The following is a 17244-nucleotide window of genomic DNA, read 5'->3' on the forward strand; positions in this document are numbered from 1 at the left end:
AGGGCCCCGGACAACCCCGGTCCGCCGGGCTTCTCCGGGCCTGCATGCAGAAGGCCCCCGGGAAGCGGTGTGCTTTCCGGGGGCCGGGCGGGGCGGGAGCGGGCGTGCTGTCCTACTCCTCATCCTCCTGGCTGCCGCCGCCGTTGCGGACGACCTCGTCGTAGATGAACTGCACCGAGTTCATGGAAGCCACGTTCACGGTCGCCAGGTCCGAGTCGTCGCCCGGGTCCTCAGCGTCCTGGCGTGCGGTCCAGAACACCGCCACGTAGTGGCCCATGACCTGTGTGGTGGCCTGGCTGTAGCCTTCGTTCAGCCCGGCGACGTCCTCGTCGGTCCGGGGCAGGACGAAGCCGGCCTCGGTGTCGGTGTTGGACGGGTCCAGAGCGGCCGAGACCTCTTCGGCGCCGTTGCTGTCGGCCACGTCGAAGAGTGTGACCTGGGCGACGTACTCCTGGTCGCTGTCGGTGTAGAGCGCCGAGGCCGCGTTGACACACTCGGCGTCGAGCAGGCTCTGGGCGAGGTCGCCGCCCCAGACCATGGAGGTGCAGGAATCGTTGACCTCGGTCTGCTGGGCCTGAAGGGAGACCCCGTCGAGCTCGAGCTCCTCGGTCTGGCCGAAGACGGAGTCCTCCGTCATCGGTTCGGCCCCGGAATCGCGCTGGTCGATCGCGCCGAAGGTCTCCTCGCGATCGGGCTCGGACAGGTAGAGCTCCGGGGTGAGCGTCGTGTGTCCCTCGGGGGGAGCGACGATGCCGTCCTCGGTCTCGGCGACCTGGCCGCCGTCGTTGCTGATGAACTGGTAGGTCAGCAACCCCAGGAGCAGGACCAGCGCCAGACCGAACGCGGTGAGGAGCACGGCGAGCACGGCGGTGCCGCGCTTGCGTCTGCTCTGCTCCGCGAGGGTGTACACGATCTGGTTGGGCCGCTCGCCCAGGACCGAGACACGCTTGATGGCGCCGGCGGAGAAGGCCGAGACCTTCCCCGGGTTCTTGTCCGCGCGCCTGGCTCGGCGTCCTCGGCCACGACCCTGTCCGGGTTCCTGCTCCGCCCCGTCCTGGTACTCGTCCTCGTAGCCGTCGTCGTAGCCATGCTCGTCCTCGGCACCGGGCCCGTCCGAGCGGGTGTGGGTGTGACCGTACTCGGCGGAGAAGTCCTCCTCCGGGTCGTAGTCGTACTCGTCGACGTAGCCGTCGTCGTAGCCGTAATCGTCGGTGTAGGCCGAATCGGTGGCCTGGCCGCGACGGGATCCTCCGCGCCGGCCTTTGCGACCGAACCGGGACTCAGCTCTGCTCACGGTCCATCTCAATCGTCAACCAAGGTGTGATCGGAAACGACACAGGCGGGACGCGGGAGGGCGCTGGTGCGGCCGTCCCGCGCGTGGGGCCTGTGAATCAGTCGGGCCTCGCCCCGGAGTCCGTTCCCGTCTCGTCGACGTCGTCCTCGGTCGAGCCCTCGCTACTGGATCGCTCAGGGCTGGGGTGATATTCCGTCCCTCCACGGCCGGGCTCGCGGGAGCCGCTGCCCCGGTCGGGGAGGTCGCTGAGATCCGTGGCGCTGTAGACGGTGCTGTCGCCCTCTTCCTCGTCGCTGTCGAGGGCGCTGTAGACGGTTCCTTCGTCGCGCGTCTCACCCGGGTCTGTGGTACCGAACACCTGGGTCCCATCGTCCTGGCCTGGGACGACGACGCTGGAGAAACGCTCGAGGCGGCGGCCGGCCCAGAAGAAGTAGGCCAGTGCGCCCGCCAGCACCACCAGGGAGACCCAGTTGTTGAGGCGCATGCCGAGGATGTCGTTGGCCGGGTCCACGCGCAGGGCCTCGATCCAGAAGCGGCCCGCGCAGTAGCCGGCGACGTAGAGGGCGAACAGGCGCCCGCCCTGCATCCGGCTCTCGAAGCGGCGCCCCAGGTAGGCGAGGACAACGGCCAGGACCAGGCACCACAGGGACTCGTAGAGGAAGGTGGGGTGGTAGGTGCTGACGCCCTCGATCATGCCCGGGCGCAGGGCCCCGTTGTCCAGAGGGGTGATCTCCAGGGCCCAGGGCACATCGGTGGGTGCGCCGAAGAGCTCCTGGTTGAAGTAGTTGCCCCAGCGGCCGAGGGCTTGGGCCAGGGGGATCGCCGGGGCGATCGCGAAGGCCAGTTTCGACATGGACAACCCGCGCTTGCGGGCGACGAGCCACACGCCGAGGGCGCCCATGGGGACGGCACCCCAGATGCCGAGTCCGCCCTCCCAGATGAAGAGGGCGCGGATGGGTTCCTGCCCTTCCACGAAATAGAGCTGGTAGTCGCTGATGACGTGGTAGAGGCGGCCGCCCACCAGGCCCAGGAGCACGGCCCACACGGCCATGTCCATGATGGTGCCCTTCTCCCCGCCCATGGCGGCCCAGCGGCGCTCGCTCCAGAAGACCGCGGCGACGACGCCGACGAGGATGCACAAGGCGTAGAAGTGGATCTCGAGGGGGCCCAGGGGGATGGAGTTGACCTCGGGGCTGGGGATGGCCGCGAGGGCGCGGCCGTGTTCGGCCGCGCCCTCAGAAGCTGTCGACGACAATCTCACTGCTCTGCTCTCAGGTTCGCCCCGCGTGCGGGGTCTGGGCTGGGGTCTCTACTCCGCGCCACCCCCGTCGTCGGCGGGTTCGGTCTCGACCTGGCCGGGGCCGGCGGAGTCGATGGCGTCGGAGAGTCCGCGGACCGTCATGGTGGCGTCGTTGTCGAGAAGCTCGCCGTTGATGTAGACGGCGGGGGTACCGCTGAAGGCGTTCTCACCGCTGTAGCGAGTGTAGGCCGTTCCGGTGGCGTCGATGATCTCGCCAGTGTAGGTCCCGTCGAGGAAGGAGGAGTCGTGTCCGTTCTCCTCGCCCCAGGCGATCAGGTCGGTCAGGACCATGGTGCCGAGGTTCTCCTGGCCGATCTCCTGCTCGGCGGCGGACATGAGGGCGGGCACGTACTCCTCGGTGAACTCGGTGATGACCGGTTCCTCCTGCTCGAGGCGTTCGCCGAAGTCGGCCTGCTGTTCCTCGGTGGTCTCGAGCCCGTCGAACCATTCCTGGAGGTCGGAGGGGGCGAATCCCTCTTGCTGTTGGTTGGGCTGGTTCTCGAACAGGATGTCGTTGTACTCGACGAAGACGTCGTGGTCGGCGGCGGTGCGTGCTGCGACGGCCCCGCGCAGGGAGTTGCTGCTGGTGGGTACGGGCTGCTGGGCGAAGATGCTGACCGGGCGGAACTGCACGATCGCCTCGCCCTGGGCGGCCTTCTCCTTGAGGGTGTCGCCGTTGAGGTTCTCGAACTGGGCGCAGGCCGGGCACTGGTAGTCGGCGTAGACCTCTACGACAGGGGCCTCGGCCCCTTCCTGAGCCATGACGACGCTGCTGTCGGACTGGAGCGTCTGCTCGGCGAGTTCGCCCTCGTAGCCGTCACCGCGGTCGGAGCTGAGGATGACGTACCCGATGCCGACGACGAGGAGGACGACGGCGGCGGCCGCACCGACCACGAGCAGGGTCCGGTTGCGTTTGGCGGCCCTCTTCTCCTTCTCCCGCTGCTCCTTGATGCGTTCGCGGGCGCGCTTGCGCGCTTCACTGCCCATCTGTTCTTCCCCTGATTCTTCTACTGGACTCTGTGTGCCGCGCGGGTCATCGGAAGAGCCCGAGGGCGCGGTCGAGGGCGAACGGCGAGCGGGGCCAGATCGCGATGAACGCGCCCAGGGCCATGAAACCGAGGTCGCGTGCGATGGAGAGGCCGTAGCTGGTCTCTTCCGGGTCGACCTGTCCGCCGCCGCCGAAACAGCCGCAGTCGATGCTCAGCCCTCGTGCCATCGCGGAGAGGATCCCGGCGATGAAGACGACCATGAGCAGGGCACTGACCAGTCCGGTGTAGCGGGTGGCCAGACCCATCAGGAGCAGGAGGGCGAGGGCGAGTTCGAACAGCGGAAGAGTGTAACCGATGAGTTCGGCGACCTCGGACGGGAAGAGCTCGTAGGCCTCGACCGCTTCCACACCGAGCGCCGGCGGGTACTTGGTGACCGCGGCGGTGATCATGATCGCGGCGAGGCCGACCCTGCAGGCCAGGGTGAGCCAGGGTTGCACGGTCTCCCACCGCGACCGCCCGGTACCGGGGTCGGCGGGGGATTCCTCTGCTGTGTCCGTCATGTGGGCCCTCAGAGATCAGGGGGTGGTCCGTCGTGCACCGGTGTGCACCCGTCGAGTACGCAGGGTGAGCACCCTCGAGCTTACTGTGTGCGATCTACTGCTGTTGCCGCACATCCACGAGATCAGCCGCGCACGGGCGGGTCGTGCCGTCACCGTCCTCACCCCATCACACCATCCCGAGGGCACCGGAGGCAGGCCTTCCGGGGCTGCGGAGCGCAGATCTCACCGGATTCTCACGCTGTTGGCCGGGCCCCGGTGGAGGCGGAGAGGCGGTGGGCACCCTGCTGTGGGGCGGCCCACCGGCCGGTTCCGGAGGTCTTCGCGGCGCACCGCGGAGACCTCCGGGAGGGGGACGGGTCCCCCTGGCGCCTCTACCGGGAGCGCACGCCCGCGGCGAGCTCCTCGGCGAAGGATTCCACCGCCAGAAGGCCGGTCTCCAGATCCGGGGCGTCCAGGATGCGCTGGCAGAATCCGGCGCCGACGATGACCCCGTCGGCGTAGGCGGCCACCTCGGCGGCCTGGGCGGAGGTGGAGATGCCCAGTCCCACGCAGATCGGCAGGCCCGAGTCCCGCGTGACGGCGCGGGTGCGGCGGACCAGCTCCTCGGCGGTCCCGGAGACCTGGGCGCGGGTGCCGGTGACCCCCATGAGGGAGGCGGCGTAGACGAAGCCGCTGCAGGCCTCGGTGGTCAGGGCCAGCCGGCGGTCGGAGGAAGAGGGCGCCACGAGGTGGATGCGGTCCAGGCCGGTGGCCTCGGAGGCGGCGCGCCACTCGGCCGATTCCTCCGGGAGGAGGTCGGGGGTGATCACCCCGGTTCCCCCGGCCTCGGCGAGCTCGGCGGCGAAGCGTTCCACCCCGTAGCGCTCGATGGGGTTCCAGTAGGACATGACCAGGGCGGCGGCACCGGTGGCGGCGGTGGCCTCGACGACACGGAGGACGTCGTCTGTGTTGGTGCCGGCCTTCAGCGCCTGGTCGGCGGCGCGCTGGATGGTGGGACCGTCCATCATCGGGTCGGAGTAGGGCAGACCGACCTCGATGACGTCGCAGCCGCCCCGGACCATGGCCTCGACCACCTCCACGGAGGAGTCCTGGTCGGGGAACCCGGCGGGCATGTAGCCGATGAGTGCGGCCCGGTCCTCCTCGCGGGCACGGGCCAGTGTGTTCTGCAGTGTGGTGGCGCCCATCAGGTGTGCTCCTCCGAGTCGACGAGGCCGAAGTAGGTGGCGGCGGTGTCGACGTCCTTGTCGCCGCGTCCGGACAGGTTCACCACGACGACGCCGTCGGGGCCGAGGCGCTCGCCGATCCTGCGGGCGCCGGCGAGGGCGTGTGCGGTCTCGATGGCGGGGATGATGCCCTCGGTGCGGCAGAGCAGGCGGAAGGCCTCCATGGCCTCTGCGTCGGTGACGGGCTCGTAGACGGCCCGGCCGGTCTGGGCGAGGTGGGCGTGCTCGGGCCCCACGGCCGGATAGTCCAGACCGGCGGAGATGGAGTGGCTCTCCCGGGTCTGGCCGTACTCGTCCTGCAGCACGAAGGTGCGGGCGCCGTGGAAGACTCCGGGGCTGCCTGCGGTGATGGAGGCGGCGGTGCGCTCGGTCCCGGCGCCCTCTCCCCCGGCCTCGAACCCGTACAGGGCCACGTCCTCGTCGGGGATGAAGGCGGCGAAGACCGCCATGGCGTTGGATCCGCCGCCCACACACGCGGCGACGGCGTCGGGGAGGCGGCCCACCCGTTCCTGGACCTGCTCGCGGGCTTCGGCGCCGACGACGTAGTGCAGGTCGCGCACGAGCTTGGGGAAGGGGTGGGGCCCTGCGACGGTCCCGAAGAGGTAGTGCGTGTGGTCGACGTTGGTGACCCAGTCGCGGAAGGCCTCGTTGATGGCGTCCTTGAGGGTACGGCTCCCGATGGTGACCGGGACGACCTCGGCACCGAGCATGCGCATGCGGGCGACGTTGAGGGCTTGGCGTTCGGTGTCCTGTTCACCCATGTAGATGACGCAGTCCAGGCCGAGGAGGGCGCAGGCGGTGGCGGTGGCCACGCCGTGCTGTCCGGCGCCGGTCTCGGCGATGATGCGGGGTTTGCCCATGCGTTTGGCGAGCAGGGCCTGGCCGAGCACGTTGTTGATCTTGTGCGAACCGGTGTGGTTGAGGTCCTCACGCTTGAGCAGGATGCGTGCTCCGCCGGCGTGCTCGGAGAAGTTGCGGGCCTCGCTGAGCGGGCTGGGCCGACCGGTGTAGTCGCGCAGCAGTTCGTCGAGCTCGGCCTTGAACTGCGGATCCTGGCGGGCCTCGTCCCACTCGGTGTCGACCTCGTCGAGGGCGGCGACGAGGGATTCGGGGGCGAAGCGCCCTCCGAAGCGGCCGTAGTGCCCGAGTCCGTCGGGCCCGGGTCCGTCGTGGCTCATGAGCTGGTTTCTCCTGAGGATGTGGCCGGTGGCGGCGGCCTCCCTGTGCCGTGCCGTGGTCCCGCGCGTACCGGCCGTGCTGGGCACCGCCTGAGCTGGGCGGCGCGTGGATGTGCGGAGGAACGGCGTGGGCCCGGGGCCCGGGGCCGGTTCCCCCGTGGGGCAGGTGCGGGGCGTGTCCCGTGGTGGGTCGGCGGGGTCTTCGCCGCCCGTCTCACGCGTGGGTGTGTGCGCGGAACACGCCCCCGGGCCATCGTTGGCCCGGGTGGCCGCTGCGGGGCGCTCGTGTGGGTGCCACGCGATTCAGTTCCGGTCGCGCAGGGCCGGGTGGGCCCCGGCGGTGACCAGGTCGGCGACGGCTTCTCTGGGGTTGCGCCCGCGTACCAGGCTCTCACCCACGAGCACGGCTCCGGCCCCGGATCCGGCGTAGGCGAGCAGGTCGTGGGGGCCGCGGATCCCGGACTCGGCGATCTTGACGACCTCGCCGGGGACGAGCGGGGCCAGGCGCGAGAAGGTGTCGCGGTCGACGTCGAGGGTCTTGAGGTTGCGCGCGTTGACGCCGACGACGGTGGCTCCGGCGTCGAGGGCGCGGGAGACCTCTTCCTCGTCGTGGACCTCCACCAGCGGCATGAGGTCGAGGGAGCGGGCGCGTTCGATCAGCGAGACCAGGGCCTCCTGGGGCAGGGCGGCCACGATCAGCAGGACCGCGGAGGCGCCGAAGACGCGGGCTTCCCAGAGCTGGTAGGAGCTGACGACGAAGTCCTTGCGCAGCAGCGGGGTGTCCACGGATCTGCGTACGGTGGCCAGGTCCTCGATACTGCCGTGGAAACGGCGCTGTTCGGTGAGGACGCTGATGAGGCTGGCGCCCCCGGCCTCGTAGTCGCGGGCGAGCTCGGCGGGGTCGGTGATCTCGGCGAGGGGCCCTTTGGAGGGGCTGGCGCGTTTGACCTCGGCGATGACGTGGACGCCGGGGCGGCGCAGGGCGGCCTCGACGTCCGCCGGGGCGGGGCTCGTCTCCGCTCGGGCCTTGAGAACGTCCAGGGGCAGGGCCACCTGTCGTTCCGCCAGGTCGGCGCGTACCCCATCGAGGATCTCGTCGAGCACGCTCACCAATTACCCCGTTCTCTCGTGGTTGGATCCGGCCATGCATGGCGGTGCCCGTTCGGGCACGGTTTCTCCGCGTGATGTGGACCGGTACACCGTGTCGCACGGTGTTGCTGGCCATCGTATCGACCTTGCCGGACCGAGGTGTCCGCGCCCCCGCCGGGACGGGGCGGCCTCGGTGGGAAGAGTCAGATGCCGCTGGGTCCGGTGGTACCGGCGGTGGCGATGGCGATCACGATCGCGATGATGTACAGGAGCACGAACAGGCCCATGAGGATGGTCCCGATCAGGCTGATGATGCCGAGGATGCGGGCGGTCCGGGAGGCTTGTTCGGCGCCGGCGAGGTCACCGTAGGACCACCGGGAGTTGACCTGGAGGGAGAAGATCAGGCCGATGATGCCGAGGATGGACATGCACCCGAAGATGCCGATGATGTTGTAGGCGAGGTAGGCCGGTGGCTGGGCCCCGGTCGGGCCGTAGGGCTGCTGGTGCGGGGGCCATTGCTGCTGGGGGCCGTAGCCGCCGACCTGGGGCGGGGGCGGCGGGTGCCCGTGTCCTGCGTTGGGGTTGTGCTGCGGGTGTTCGGGCGGCTGGTACACGAGTTCCCCTCGGGTCGTTTTGTGTGAGTTGTGCTTGGTGGGACGTACGGGGCAGCTGCACAGTTCGCCCCGTTCTCCACGACATGTGGTTCACGCAGGCAGCAGCGGGGTCCCGGCCGCCAGGAACGAGAACCACGGCAGGTTGCGCAGGACCCAGAAGGCGATGATGCCGAGCAGGACCGTGATCATCGCCCAGGTGGGCACGTCCGGTTCGGGCCGCAGGGGGACACGGCTCGGACGAAGCGTACCGACGATCCAGCGCACGTAGACCAGGAGCAGGAAAGGCAGCAGGAGCACCGTGAGGGGGTTCATGCCGACCGCACCGAGCAGGTCACCGTGGGTGAGCAGGGCCAGGGCGCGGGTGGTACCGCAGCCGGGGCACTGGAGCCCGGTGAGGAACAGGAACGGGCAGGTCGGGTAGGGGTTCCCGTCCTGGGAGGGGTCGAACAGGTGCAGGATCAGAGCCCCGGCCAGGCCGAACACACCGAAACCGACCGGCCAGATCCACGGGGGCAGGCGGGAGAGGAGCCGGTCCAGGCGCCCGGGCGTGCGTGCGGAGGCCTGCTCCGGCTCCGCGGCGGTCGGTTCGTCTCGAGGGTCCACGGGTCCAGAGTAGGAGTTGCGGGGCGGTCCTCGCACGCCGGAAGGCAAGTCCGCGGAGGTGCCGGGGGCATGTGTGTGAGGGGCCGCGCACACGAACGGGCCCCGCCCCCGGAAGACAGGGGTGCGGAGCCCGGAAGCGCTGGCCGCCGGTGGCCGGAAGCGGCCCTACTTGGAGGCGGCGAGCTCGCGCGCGGCCTCCCACTCCTCACGTGTGGGCGGCACCGGGCGGGCCTCCTTGCGGCCGAGGCCGGCCTTCTTCATCACGCCGGCGATGATGGAGAAGAGGACACTGGCGCCCAGGGCGATCCCGGCCCACGTGATCAGGCTGCCACCGAAGATGATGGCCACGGCGGCCACGGTCCAGGCAACGATCCAGGTGACGGTGAGGAACCAGGCCGAGACGGTGTTCCCGTGGTCGTCGTGGTGTTCTTCAGCGGCCATCGGGCCCCTCCTTCGTTCGTTCCGGCCCGGTGGCCGGTTGTACGGATGCTGTGTCGCTCCCGGTGTCGGCGGCGCTGCCGGCGTCCTCCGCGGGCACACCGTCGCCATCGGGGGCGCCAAGGGTGGGATCGTCTCCGGCGTCCAGAGATTTCCACAGGTCCGACTGGGTGACCGCCTGGCTCGGACGCGGCACGGCGACCCGATCGTACCGGTTGCTCATACCGGGCCACGCAGGGGCACGCACCGTCGCGACGACCCCGGCCAGGACCAGGAGCGCGGCTCCGGCGACGGCCACCAGCGGACCGATCGTCTGCGTTTCGGGTTCACCGACGAGCTGCGCGGTCCCGGCCACATCGGTGGCGCGGGTGGCGACCGCGTCGGTGAGGGCCTCGGTGCGGGTACTGGTCCATACCGCCACGAGGACGAAGAGACCGCCCGCGGCCACTGCGGCGCCGATGATCCTGCGGGCCCGGCCGCGTGCGGCGTACAGGCCCGCGATCCCGGCGAGGCCCGCCCAGCCGATGCCGCTGGGTACCCCGGTCAGGTCGGCCCCGGTGGCTTCCACGGGCACCGACGGGACGGGGCCCGGGGCCTCGAGCAGGGCCTGGGCCCAGACCTGCCCGCCGGAGGCCAGCATCATCCCGGCCGCGGCGGCGATGGCGAGGGCCGTCAGGCCGAACTCACGGCGCGCGCGTCCGGTCGAGGAAGAGGTCACATCAGCCGCCCGGCGTCGAAGCACGTGTGGTCACCGGTGTGGCAGGCCGCACCGGTCTGGTCGACCCGGACCAGGAGCGCGTCTCCGTCACAATCCAATGCAACCGAGACCACGCGCTGGCTGTTCCCGGACGTGGCGCCTTTCACCCAGTACTCGCGGCGGCTGCGGGACCAGTAGGTGGCGGCGCCGGTGGTGAGGGTGCGGTGGAGGGCTTCGTCGTCCATCCAGGCGAGCATGAGCACTTCCCCGGTGTCGTGTTGTTGCACGATCGCGGGAAGGAGGCCGTCCGCGTTGCGTCGGAGCCGCGCGGCGATGTCCGGGGAGAGGCTGGTGACGCTCATGTTTCCCAGGTTAGGTGCGTTCTCGCGCGGCCTGTCACCGGGTCGGCGATCTCGGCACGGCACGGGGACCCGCTACCGTGAAGCTGTCCGCGTGAGCTGCGCCGCCCTCGGAAGGGCAGGCGCGACCTTCCTCCTCCCGGGGGCCGGTGGCCACGCGGTCCGACCGCCCGTGCTGCGACCTGGGAGTGCCGTGTCCGCAGAGTCACTGTCCGCGGATCTGGCGGGCAAACCCGCCGCTCTGACCCGCCTCGCCGAGAAGTTCCCCCGATGGGACCCGTACGCGGCGTTGCCTGCCCTGTTGGAGGACGAACCGGCACAGGTCCGTCTGGTGGGGTTGGGCGCGGCCCGGAACGCGTGCGAGGCTGCCGCGGCACGTCTGCGGCGTGCGGGGATCGGTGCGCACGCGGACTTCTCGTCCTCGGACGAGCAGCCTCCGGCCGGTGAGGAGACGCTGGTGGTGGGGGTGAGCCTGGGCGGGGGCCGGCGGGAGTTGGCCACGGTGCTGGACCGGTACGTGGCGCGCTCGCCCGTGATCGTCCTGGCCCCCAGCACGGAGGCACCGATCGCGCGTTATGCGGACCTGCTCGTCCCGCTGCGTGCGGAGACCGAGACGTCGGGGCTGGGGTGCAGTGCCTATCAGCACGCGCTGGCACTGCTGTTGCTGTTGGGGCACCGGTTGGGTGCGCCGACCGGAAGCAGCGGGAACTTCCCCGGCCTCCTGCGTCGTGTGGCCAATGCCACGGATTCGTTGCTGAGCGGTGCCGCCGAGTGGCTGCCCGAGGCGGCCCAGGTCCTGGACTCCCCCGACGGCCTCCACCTGGTTGCGCCCGCCGAGCGCACTGCTTCTGCGGGGCAGGGGATCCGGGTGTTGCGCCAGGGGCCGGTGCGGCGGGCCTACGGGGCCGAGACCGGCGAGTGGTCCCACAGCGACCGTCATCTGGCCGCGGTCACGGACTATCGGGCGTTGTTGTTCGCCGGTTCCACCTACGACGAGCGTTTCGCCGAACACCTGTTGCAGCTGCGGGGGGCCTTCGTGGCGGTGGGGCCCACACCGGAGCGCGAGCGTTTGCCCGGGGCGGCGTTGAACGTGCGGTATCCGGGTGATACCGACCCGGATGTGAGCCTGCTCACCGAACCGTTGGTGGCGGAGCTGTTGGCGGCCCACTGGTGGCACCAGCGCTCCTGACCTGTGCGCACACCGCGTACAGCGCTCCGCGTGCGAGGACGCACTCCCACCCGTACACACGCGTCTCGCGTGCGCAGGCACGCCCCTCCCCCGCCGTCGGGGCGGAGGAGGGCTCCGTGGGTTCTCCGGGTCAGGCCGAAGAGCGCACCCAGGAAGCGTGCAGGTCGGCGTAGACACCGGGTTCGGCCACGAGCTCCTCGTGCGAACCGCTCTGCACGATCTCCCCGGCGTCGAACACCAGCACCCGGTCGGCGGCCTCCGCCGTGGAGAGCCGGTGCGCGATCGCCACCGACGTACGCCCGTGGGTGAGGTGGTCCAGGGCCCGCTGGATACGCATCTCGGTGTGCGGATCCACGGCGGAGGTCGCTTCGTCGAGGACGAGCAGGTCGGGGTCGGCGATGTAGGCACGCACGAGCGCCACGAGTTGCCGTTCTCCGGCCGACAGGGACTCACCGCGTTGGCCGACCGGCGTGTCGAGGCCGTGGGCGAGGCTGTCGAGCCATTCGCTCAGCCCGAGTTCGGTGACGGCGGCCCCGAGCTCGGCATCGGTGCTCTCGGGGCGTGCGAAGCGGATGTTGTCGCCGAGGGAGCTGTCGAACAGGAAACCTTCCTGGGGGACCATGACGACGCGGCGCCGCAGCGAGGAGAACGCCACCTCCTTCAGGTCGACGCCGTCCAGGCGGACGGCGCCCTCGTCGGGGTCCATGAGGCGGGCCAGGAGCTTGACGAAGGTGGTCTTGCCCGAGCCGGTCTCGCCGACGACCGCGATCCGGGTGCCGGGGAGCAGCTCCACGTCGATGTCCTCGAGCACGACCGGCCCGTCGGGGTAGGAGTAGGTCACCCCGTCGAAGTCGACGCGTACGGCGCCGCGTGGCAGCTCCTTGCCCGCCTCGCCCGGGTCGGCGATGTCGGGTGCGGTGTCGAGCACGCCCAGCACCCGGCGCCAACCGGCGATGGCGTTCTGGGCCTCGTTGAAGATCTCGGTGGCCATCATCATGGGTTGCACGAACAGCGTCATGAGGAACAGGAACGCGATGAGCTGGCCGGCGGTCAGTCCGCCGTCGATGCCGAGCCAGACCCCGACCAGGACCACGGCGGTGTTGCCCAGGGCGGCGACCATCTCGGCGAAGGGTGAGACGGCCATCGACAACCGCTGCGCCCTCACCTGGGCGCTGCGGGTGGCCAGGACGCTGTCGTCGATGCGCTGTGCGGTACGGCGCTCGGTGCCGTGCGCGCGGATGACGGAGGCCCCCATGACGGCTTCTCCGACGGCGCCGAGCATGTCGCCGGTGCGTTCGCGTACCCGCAGGTAGGCCTTGGAGAGCAGCTTCTGCAGCCAGCGCACTCCGAACAGCAGCGGCAGGAAGCAGAGCCACACGACGATGGTCAGCTTCCAGGAGTAGACGGCCATGAGAACGGTGGCGATGGCCAGCTGCCCGCCGCTGACGATGAGGAGCAGGCCGCCCCACTGCATGAACATGGAGATCTGGTCGACGTCGGCGGTGACGCGGGAGACCAGCGAGCCCTTGCGTTCGCTGTTCTGGGTGAGCACCGACAGGTCGTGCACGTGCCGGAAGGCCTTGCGGCGCAGGGTGGCCAGCCCGGACTCGGTGGCCCGGTACAGCCGCAGGTTCATCAGGTACGAGCAGATCATCGTGACCACGAGCAGGACGGCGCTCACGGCCACCATGCGGGCGACGAAACCCAGGTCGGGGCCGCCGGGTCCGGAGATCCCGTTGTCGATGATCTGCTGCACGGCGATGGGCACGACGACCTTGCCCACGGTGGCGACCGAGGCGAAGACCAGGGTGAGCCACAGACCCTTGGTGAATTCCGGGGAGAGCTTGATGCCGCGCTCGAGGGTGCCGAGGGCACCGTCGCGGCTGCGGGCGAGGCCGACGGGGCCGCCGGTGTTCGCGCTCGGTTCCTGCGGGTCGGCAGATTCGGTACGGGCGTCCTCCCGGGGCCGGGTGGGTGCGCTCATCGGTCGTCCTCCTCGCGGGCTCGGCCGCCGCGCGGGGCGGTGTTCGGTGTGGGCTCGGCCGGCCCCGGTTCCTCGGGGGCGGGGTCCGGTTCTCCGTCGGCTGCGGCGCGCTCGTAGGCGGTGACCAGTCGGGCGTAGCCGGGTGAGGTGCGGAGCAGTCGGCTGTGGCTACCGCGGGCCTGTACGCGGCCGCCCTCCATGTAGACGACCTCGTCGGCGAGTTCGATGGTGGCGCGGCGGTAGGCGACCACGACGACGGTGGCTGCTCCGTCGCGTTCGCGCAGCCCGGCCAGGATCTGCGCCTCGACCTGCGGGTCCACGGCCGAGGTGGCGTCGTCCATGATGAGCAGGCGCGGGCGGCGTACGACGGCGCGGGCCAAGGCGAGGCGTTGGCGCTGCCCGCCGGAGAGCGTGGTGCCCTTCTCCCCGAGGCGGGCGTCCAGGCCCCCGTCGAGTTCGGCGATGAACCCGTCGGCGCGGGCCAGGCGCAGGGCGGCCCACACCTGGGCGTCGTCGATACCGGCTGCCTCGAGGGTGATGTTGTCGCGGACGGTGTCCTCGAAGACGAAGGTGCCTTGGGGCACGAGGGCGGCGTGGGCGGGGATCTGGCCGCGGGCCAGGTCGCCTACGTCCACCCCGTCGTAGCTGACGGTGCCGTGGTCGGGGTCGACCAAGCGCATGAGCAGGGTGGTGAGGGTGGACTTGCCCGAGCCGGTGGGGCCGACGACGGCGATGGTGCGGCCGGGGGTGATGTCGAGGTCGAGGCCGTCGAGGACGGTGGTGCGGGGGTCGGAGGCTCCCTCGTCCATGAGGTCGCGGTGGTCGGAGGCGTAGGAGTCGGCGTAGGTGAAGGTGAGGTCGCGCACGCTCACGGCGAGGCCGGCGGATCCCTCGTCGAGGGTGCGGTCGCCGTAGGCCATGGTGCCCTCGGAGCGCAGCACGGACTGCACACGGTCCCAACCGACGACGCTGCGGGGCAGGTCGCCCAGGAGCCAGCCGAAGGAGCGGATGGGCTGTGTCAGGAGGGTGAACAGGAACGCGACCTGGACGAGGTCGCCGGGTTCGATGGCGCCGGTGCTCAGGCGCCACATGCCCAGGAGCAGGACGGCGAGCACGCCGAGGTTGGGCAGCGCCTCCATGAAGGGGTCGAACATCGAGCGCAGGCGTCCGACCCGGATGAGGGCGTCGCGCAGGCGGTGGGTGGCGTCGGTGAAGCGTTCGGTCTCGGTGTCCTCGCGGCCGAGGGTCTTGACGACGAGGGCACCGTCGAAGGATTCGTGCGCGACGCCGCTGACCTCGGCGCGCAGGGCCTGGGCGCGGGAGGCCAGGGGTGAGACGTGGCGTTGGAAGGCAACGTTGGCGGCGGCCAGGACGGAGAAGACGACGACCGCGACCAGGGCGAGGACGGGGTCGGTGACGAACATCACGGCTGCGGAGATGATCAGCATGAAGACACTGCCCACGGTCATGGGCAGGGGCGCCAGGGGCTGCCAGGTGGCTTCGACGTCGGCGTTGGCGTTGGAGAGCAACTGCCCGGTGGGGTGGCGATGGTGCCAGGAGAGCGGGAGTTCGAGGTACTTGCGGGCGACCGAACGCCGGTAGCGGGCCTGCATGCGGAACTGCATGAGGCCGGCGAGCAGGCGGCGCAGGGCGAGTCCGAGGGCCTTGCCGATACCCACGGCCAGGAGCAGGGCCGCGGCGGCCAGGAGGGCGGCGCCGGTGGTAGAGCCTTCGGCGAAGGCGGGCAGGATGGTGTGGTCGGTGATGTGGCCGAGCACGGAGGCCGAGCCGACGTTGACACCCGAGTGCAGCATGGCGCCGAAGACGGCGAGGCCGAAGACCCAGGGTTCGGTGCGGATGGAGTGCCCCATGACGCGCATGCCCCTGGCGAACACGCCCCTGTGGGTGCCCTCGCCCTTCCGGGCGCGGTCGGCGGTGGGCATACCGTCCTTCCTCGGTGGTGCGGTGCCCTCCTCCGGTGCGGTGCGGGTCCTGGTCGTGCCCTGGGCCATGCGCCCCCCGTTCCTGCGCGCTGCGAGATGGCCCGTTCGGGCCCCGACAGCCGCACTCCGCGCCCTCGCCGGGTACGGGAGGACACGGAGTGGGCGTTCTGCCGTGCCGAGTATGTCTGTCGGCGCCGACAAGGTTCCACCGGATTGTTTCAGCACCGGGCACGACGGGCCTATTCCGTATGTGCGGACGGTGCAGGCGGGGAGTCGGACGGGGAGGCGCGCGCGGCAGGTCCCGGACCGCCGAAGGTCTGCCCGCGCAGCATCTCCCAGGTCTCTGCGTCGAGCCGGCCGTGCTCGTGCAGGCCGTGCGCGGCCTGCAAGGCTCGGACCGAGGTCTGCTTCCGGTCGTCGAACTCGCTCTGTGCGTCCTCGCCCGGAGGCGGGGCGTGGCCCAGGTGGGCCAGGAGGTCTCGGGCGGCGGCGATGTCGGGATGCTGGTCGCCGAGACCGTATGCGGGCCACGGTCGGGCCCCGATCGTCTCGATGGCGTCCTCCGATGTGGCTTCGAGGTCCCCGGCCGATGCGCTGGAGCCCAGGGTGAGGGTTCCCATGAGCACCAGCGCACCCATGGTCAGGAGCGCCGCCAGACGCCTGGTCGCGGTATGGCCCTTCCCGCGCACGGAGGCTGCTCCTTCCCCTCGTTCTCCTTCTCGTACATGGAGGATGCGGGGGTGGCTCCACCCGTTGACAGAACCGCGCGCAACGCCGCTCGAAGGACACGATTTGCCAGGTTGGGAAATCTTCCCGCACCGGCACGTGAATCCGTCAGGTCGCCTCGCCCGTGGCACTTTCCGGCGATCCTCACGGCCGAGGCCGGTTCCTGCGCACCACAGGAAGCGGCGCCCGGACCACGGGGGCCGGGCGCCGCGTACCGCGGAGCGGATCGAAGGCTCTAGGCGGAACGGTCGTCGCAGCTGTACTGGGCCGCGGCCTCCTCGGCCCCGGCCACGAAACCCCCGGGTTCCTGCTCCGAGACCTGCGCCTGCGGCAGTGTGCGGGCGGCGCCCTGGTCCCAGTCCTGGTCGGTGATGAGCGAACGCCAGGTGAGGCGGCCGACGAAACCGTCGACGTCCAGGCCGTAGGCCTCCTGGGCGTCGCAGACCGCCTGGAAGGTCTCCGGGCCGTACTCGCCATCATTTGCGATGTCGGCGTCGTGTTTCCACATGAGGAGTTCCTGGATACTCAGGACCCCGTCCACGCGGTTGTTGCCCGATCCGTCGCCGGGCACGTACTCGTCGGCGTAGGTCTGCTCGCGCAGGAGCAGCCAGGTCTCCTCGTCCAGGTCCCCCGTGACCGGCAAGTACTGCTCGTTCGCCGCCTGGTACTCGAGAACCTTGTCGCGGAGTTCATCGGTGAACTCGGAGGTCTCGACCCCGCTGTCGAAACCCTGCTGTCCGAGGGTCCGGTAAGCGGCCCTGATATCGATGTCGACCTGACCGTGTTCGTAGAAAGGCCAGGGCTTGGCCTCGACCATGGCGATGGTTTGGGCGGAGGCGCGATCCATGTCGTCGGCGCTCGCGGTCGGGGCCGTGGCCACGGACGCGGCGAACATCATGGCACCGGCACCGGCCACGGCCAGCACCCGGCCGAGGAGCCCCGTGTGGGTACGTGCGGACATTATGGGAGATCTCCCGGTCATTTGGTGAGCAAGACAGTGGTCATATTCACACGGAACACAACTCTGCCAACCCAACGCCACGGAGTCGCTGCACAAA

The 17244-nt window shown here is 70.5% G+C and carries 17 protein-coding genes; 1 reads left to right on the forward strand and 16 read right to left on the reverse strand.

The window, feature by feature from the left end:
* Window positions 1-112: 112 nt before the first annotated feature.
* From D473_RS0105010 to hisI, 12 genes are all read right to left on the reverse strand, one after another.
* On the reverse strand, window positions 113-1294 hold the full coding sequence (locus tag D473_RS0105010) for a hypothetical protein (protein ID WP_017607989.1): 1182 nt from the start codon (window positions 1292-1294) through the stop codon (window positions 113-115).
* 97 nt (window positions 1295-1391) lie between these two features.
* Window positions 1392-2549 carry a prolipoprotein diacylglyceryl transferase gene (gene lgt, locus D473_RS0105015; protein WP_017607990.1) on the reverse strand — a complete coding sequence of 386 codons (1158 nt, stop codon included), beginning with the start codon at window positions 2547-2549 and terminating at the stop codon, window positions 1392-1394.
* A gap of 54 nt (window positions 2550-2603) precedes the next feature.
* Window positions 2604-3581 carry a DsbA family protein gene (locus D473_RS0105020; protein WP_017607991.1) on the reverse strand — a complete coding sequence of 326 codons (978 nt, stop codon included), beginning with the start codon at window positions 3579-3581 and terminating at the stop codon, window positions 2604-2606.
* A gap of 46 nt (window positions 3582-3627) precedes the next feature.
* Window positions 3628-4143 (reverse strand): MauE/DoxX family redox-associated membrane protein, encoded by a 516-nt coding sequence (locus tag D473_RS0105025; protein WP_017607992.1) that lies wholly within the window; start codon window positions 4141-4143, stop codon window positions 3628-3630.
* Window positions 4144-4514: 371 nt separating this feature from the next.
* A complete protein-coding gene (gene trpA / locus D473_RS0105030) occupies window positions 4515-5327 on the reverse strand; it encodes a tryptophan synthase subunit alpha (RefSeq protein ID WP_017607993.1) in 813 nt (270 codons plus the stop codon).
* A complete protein-coding gene (gene trpB / locus D473_RS0105035; RefSeq protein WP_017607994.1) occupies window positions 5327-6544 on the reverse strand; it encodes a tryptophan synthase subunit beta in 1218 nt (405 codons plus the stop codon). Before trpB ends, trpA begins: the two co-directional genes overlap by 1 nt.
* Before the next feature lie 303 nt (window positions 6545-6847).
* The gene (gene trpC, locus D473_RS0105040) at window positions 6848-7654 is read right to left on the reverse strand and encodes an indole-3-glycerol phosphate synthase TrpC (RefSeq protein ID WP_017607995.1); all 807 of its coding nucleotides are present in this window, start codon (window positions 7652-7654) and stop codon (window positions 6848-6850) included.
* A 182-nt stretch (window positions 7655-7836) separates the two neighbouring features.
* Window positions 7837-8247, reverse strand: coding sequence for a CD225/dispanin family protein (locus D473_RS0105045; protein WP_017607996.1), 411 nt, complete (start codon window positions 8245-8247; stop codon window positions 7837-7839).
* Window positions 8248-8337: 90 nt separating this feature from the next.
* Window positions 8338-8850, reverse strand: a complete 513-nt coding sequence (locus D473_RS0105050; RefSeq protein ID WP_017607997.1) for a DUF2752 domain-containing protein — start codon at window positions 8848-8850, stop codon at window positions 8338-8340.
* Between the two features lie 165 nt (window positions 8851-9015).
* Window positions 9016-9291: an HGxxPAAW family protein gene (locus D473_RS0105055; RefSeq protein ID WP_017607998.1), complete on the reverse strand. Its 276-nt coding sequence runs from the start codon at window positions 9289-9291 to the stop codon at window positions 9016-9018.
* The gene (locus D473_RS0105060; protein ID WP_017607999.1) at window positions 9281-10006 is read right to left on the reverse strand and encodes a Trp biosynthesis-associated membrane protein; all 726 of its coding nucleotides are present in this window, start codon (window positions 10004-10006) and stop codon (window positions 9281-9283) included. Before D473_RS0105060 ends, D473_RS0105055 begins: the two co-directional genes overlap by 11 nt.
* Window positions 10003-10347: a phosphoribosyl-AMP cyclohydrolase gene (gene hisI, locus D473_RS0105065; protein WP_017608000.1), complete on the reverse strand. Its 345-nt coding sequence runs from the start codon at window positions 10345-10347 to the stop codon at window positions 10003-10005. Before hisI ends, D473_RS0105060 begins: the two co-directional genes overlap by 4 nt.
* Window positions 10348-10537: 190 nt before the next feature.
* Between hisI and D473_RS0105070 the strand changes: the two genes are divergently transcribed.
* Entirely contained in the window at window positions 10538-11533 is a 996-nt protein-coding gene (locus D473_RS0105070) for an SIS domain-containing protein (RefSeq protein WP_017608001.1), read from the forward strand.
* A 130-nt stretch (window positions 11534-11663) separates the two neighbouring features.
* Here the strand turns inward: D473_RS0105070 and D473_RS0105075 are convergent, their stop codons facing one another.
* The 4 genes from D473_RS0105075 to D473_RS0105090 all read right to left on the reverse strand — a co-directional run bounded on the left by D473_RS0105075 (window position 11664) and on the right by D473_RS0105090 (window position 17147).
* A complete protein-coding gene (locus D473_RS0105075; protein ID WP_017608002.1) occupies window positions 11664-13517 on the reverse strand; it encodes an ABC transporter ATP-binding protein in 1854 nt (617 codons plus the stop codon).
* On the reverse strand, window positions 13514-15529 hold the full coding sequence (locus D473_RS0105080) for an ABC transporter ATP-binding protein (protein WP_017608003.1): 2016 nt from the start codon (window positions 15527-15529) through the stop codon (window positions 13514-13516). The genes D473_RS0105075 and D473_RS0105080 overlap by 4 nt, the downstream gene beginning before the upstream one ends.
* Window positions 15530-15699: 170 nt before the next feature.
* Window positions 15700-16149: a peptidoglycan-binding domain-containing protein gene (locus D473_RS24220; protein WP_017608004.1), complete on the reverse strand. Its 450-nt coding sequence runs from the start codon at window positions 16147-16149 to the stop codon at window positions 15700-15702.
* A gap of 272 nt (window positions 16150-16421) precedes the next feature.
* Complete coding sequence (locus tag D473_RS0105090; protein WP_017608005.1) at window positions 16422-17147, reverse strand: peptidoglycan-binding domain-containing protein; 726 nt, start codon at window positions 17145-17147, stop codon at window positions 16422-16424.
* Window positions 17148-17244: the final 97 nt, after the last annotated feature.

Origin of the sequence: Nocardiopsis xinjiangensis YIM 90004 (assembly GCF_000341145.1) — a bacterium.
GTDB classification, from domain to species: domain Bacteria; phylum Actinomycetota; class Actinomycetes; order Streptosporangiales; family Streptosporangiaceae; genus Nocardiopsis; species Nocardiopsis xinjiangensis.

Excerpts from the sequence above, each read along its gene's own strand:
- D473_RS0105020 (WP_017607991.1), bottom strand. The coding sequence starts at position 3,581 with ATGGGCAGTGAAGCGCGCAAGCGCGCCCGCGAACGCATCAAGGAGCAG.
- D473_RS0105025 (WP_017607992.1), bottom strand. The coding sequence starts at position 4,143 with ATGACGGACACAGCAGAGGAATCCCCCGCCGACCCCGGTACCGGGCGG.
- trpA (WP_017607993.1), bottom strand. The coding sequence starts at position 5,327 with ATGGGCGCCACCACACTGCAGAACACACTGGCCCGTGCCCGCGAGGAG.
- trpB (WP_017607994.1), bottom strand. The coding sequence starts at position 6,544 with ATGAGCCACGACGGACCCGGGCCCGACGGACTCGGGCACTACGGCCGC.
- D473_RS0105055 (WP_017607998.1), bottom strand. The coding sequence starts at position 9,291 with ATGGCCGCTGAAGAACACCACGACGACCACGGGAACACCGTCTCGGCC.
- hisI (WP_017608000.1), bottom strand. The coding sequence starts at position 10,347 with ATGAGCGTCACCAGCCTCTCCCCGGACATCGCCGCGCGGCTCCGACGC.
- D473_RS0105075 (WP_017608002.1), bottom strand. The coding sequence starts at position 13,517 with ATGAGCGCACCCACCCGGCCCCGGGAGGACGCCCGTACCGAATCTGCC.
- D473_RS0105080 (WP_017608003.1), bottom strand. The coding sequence starts at position 15,529 with ATGGCCCAGGGCACGACCAGGACCCGCACCGCACCGGAGGAGGGCACC.
- D473_RS0105090 (WP_017608005.1), bottom strand. The coding sequence starts at position 17,147 with ATGTCCGCACGTACCCACACGGGGCTCCTCGGCCGGGTGCTGGCCGTG.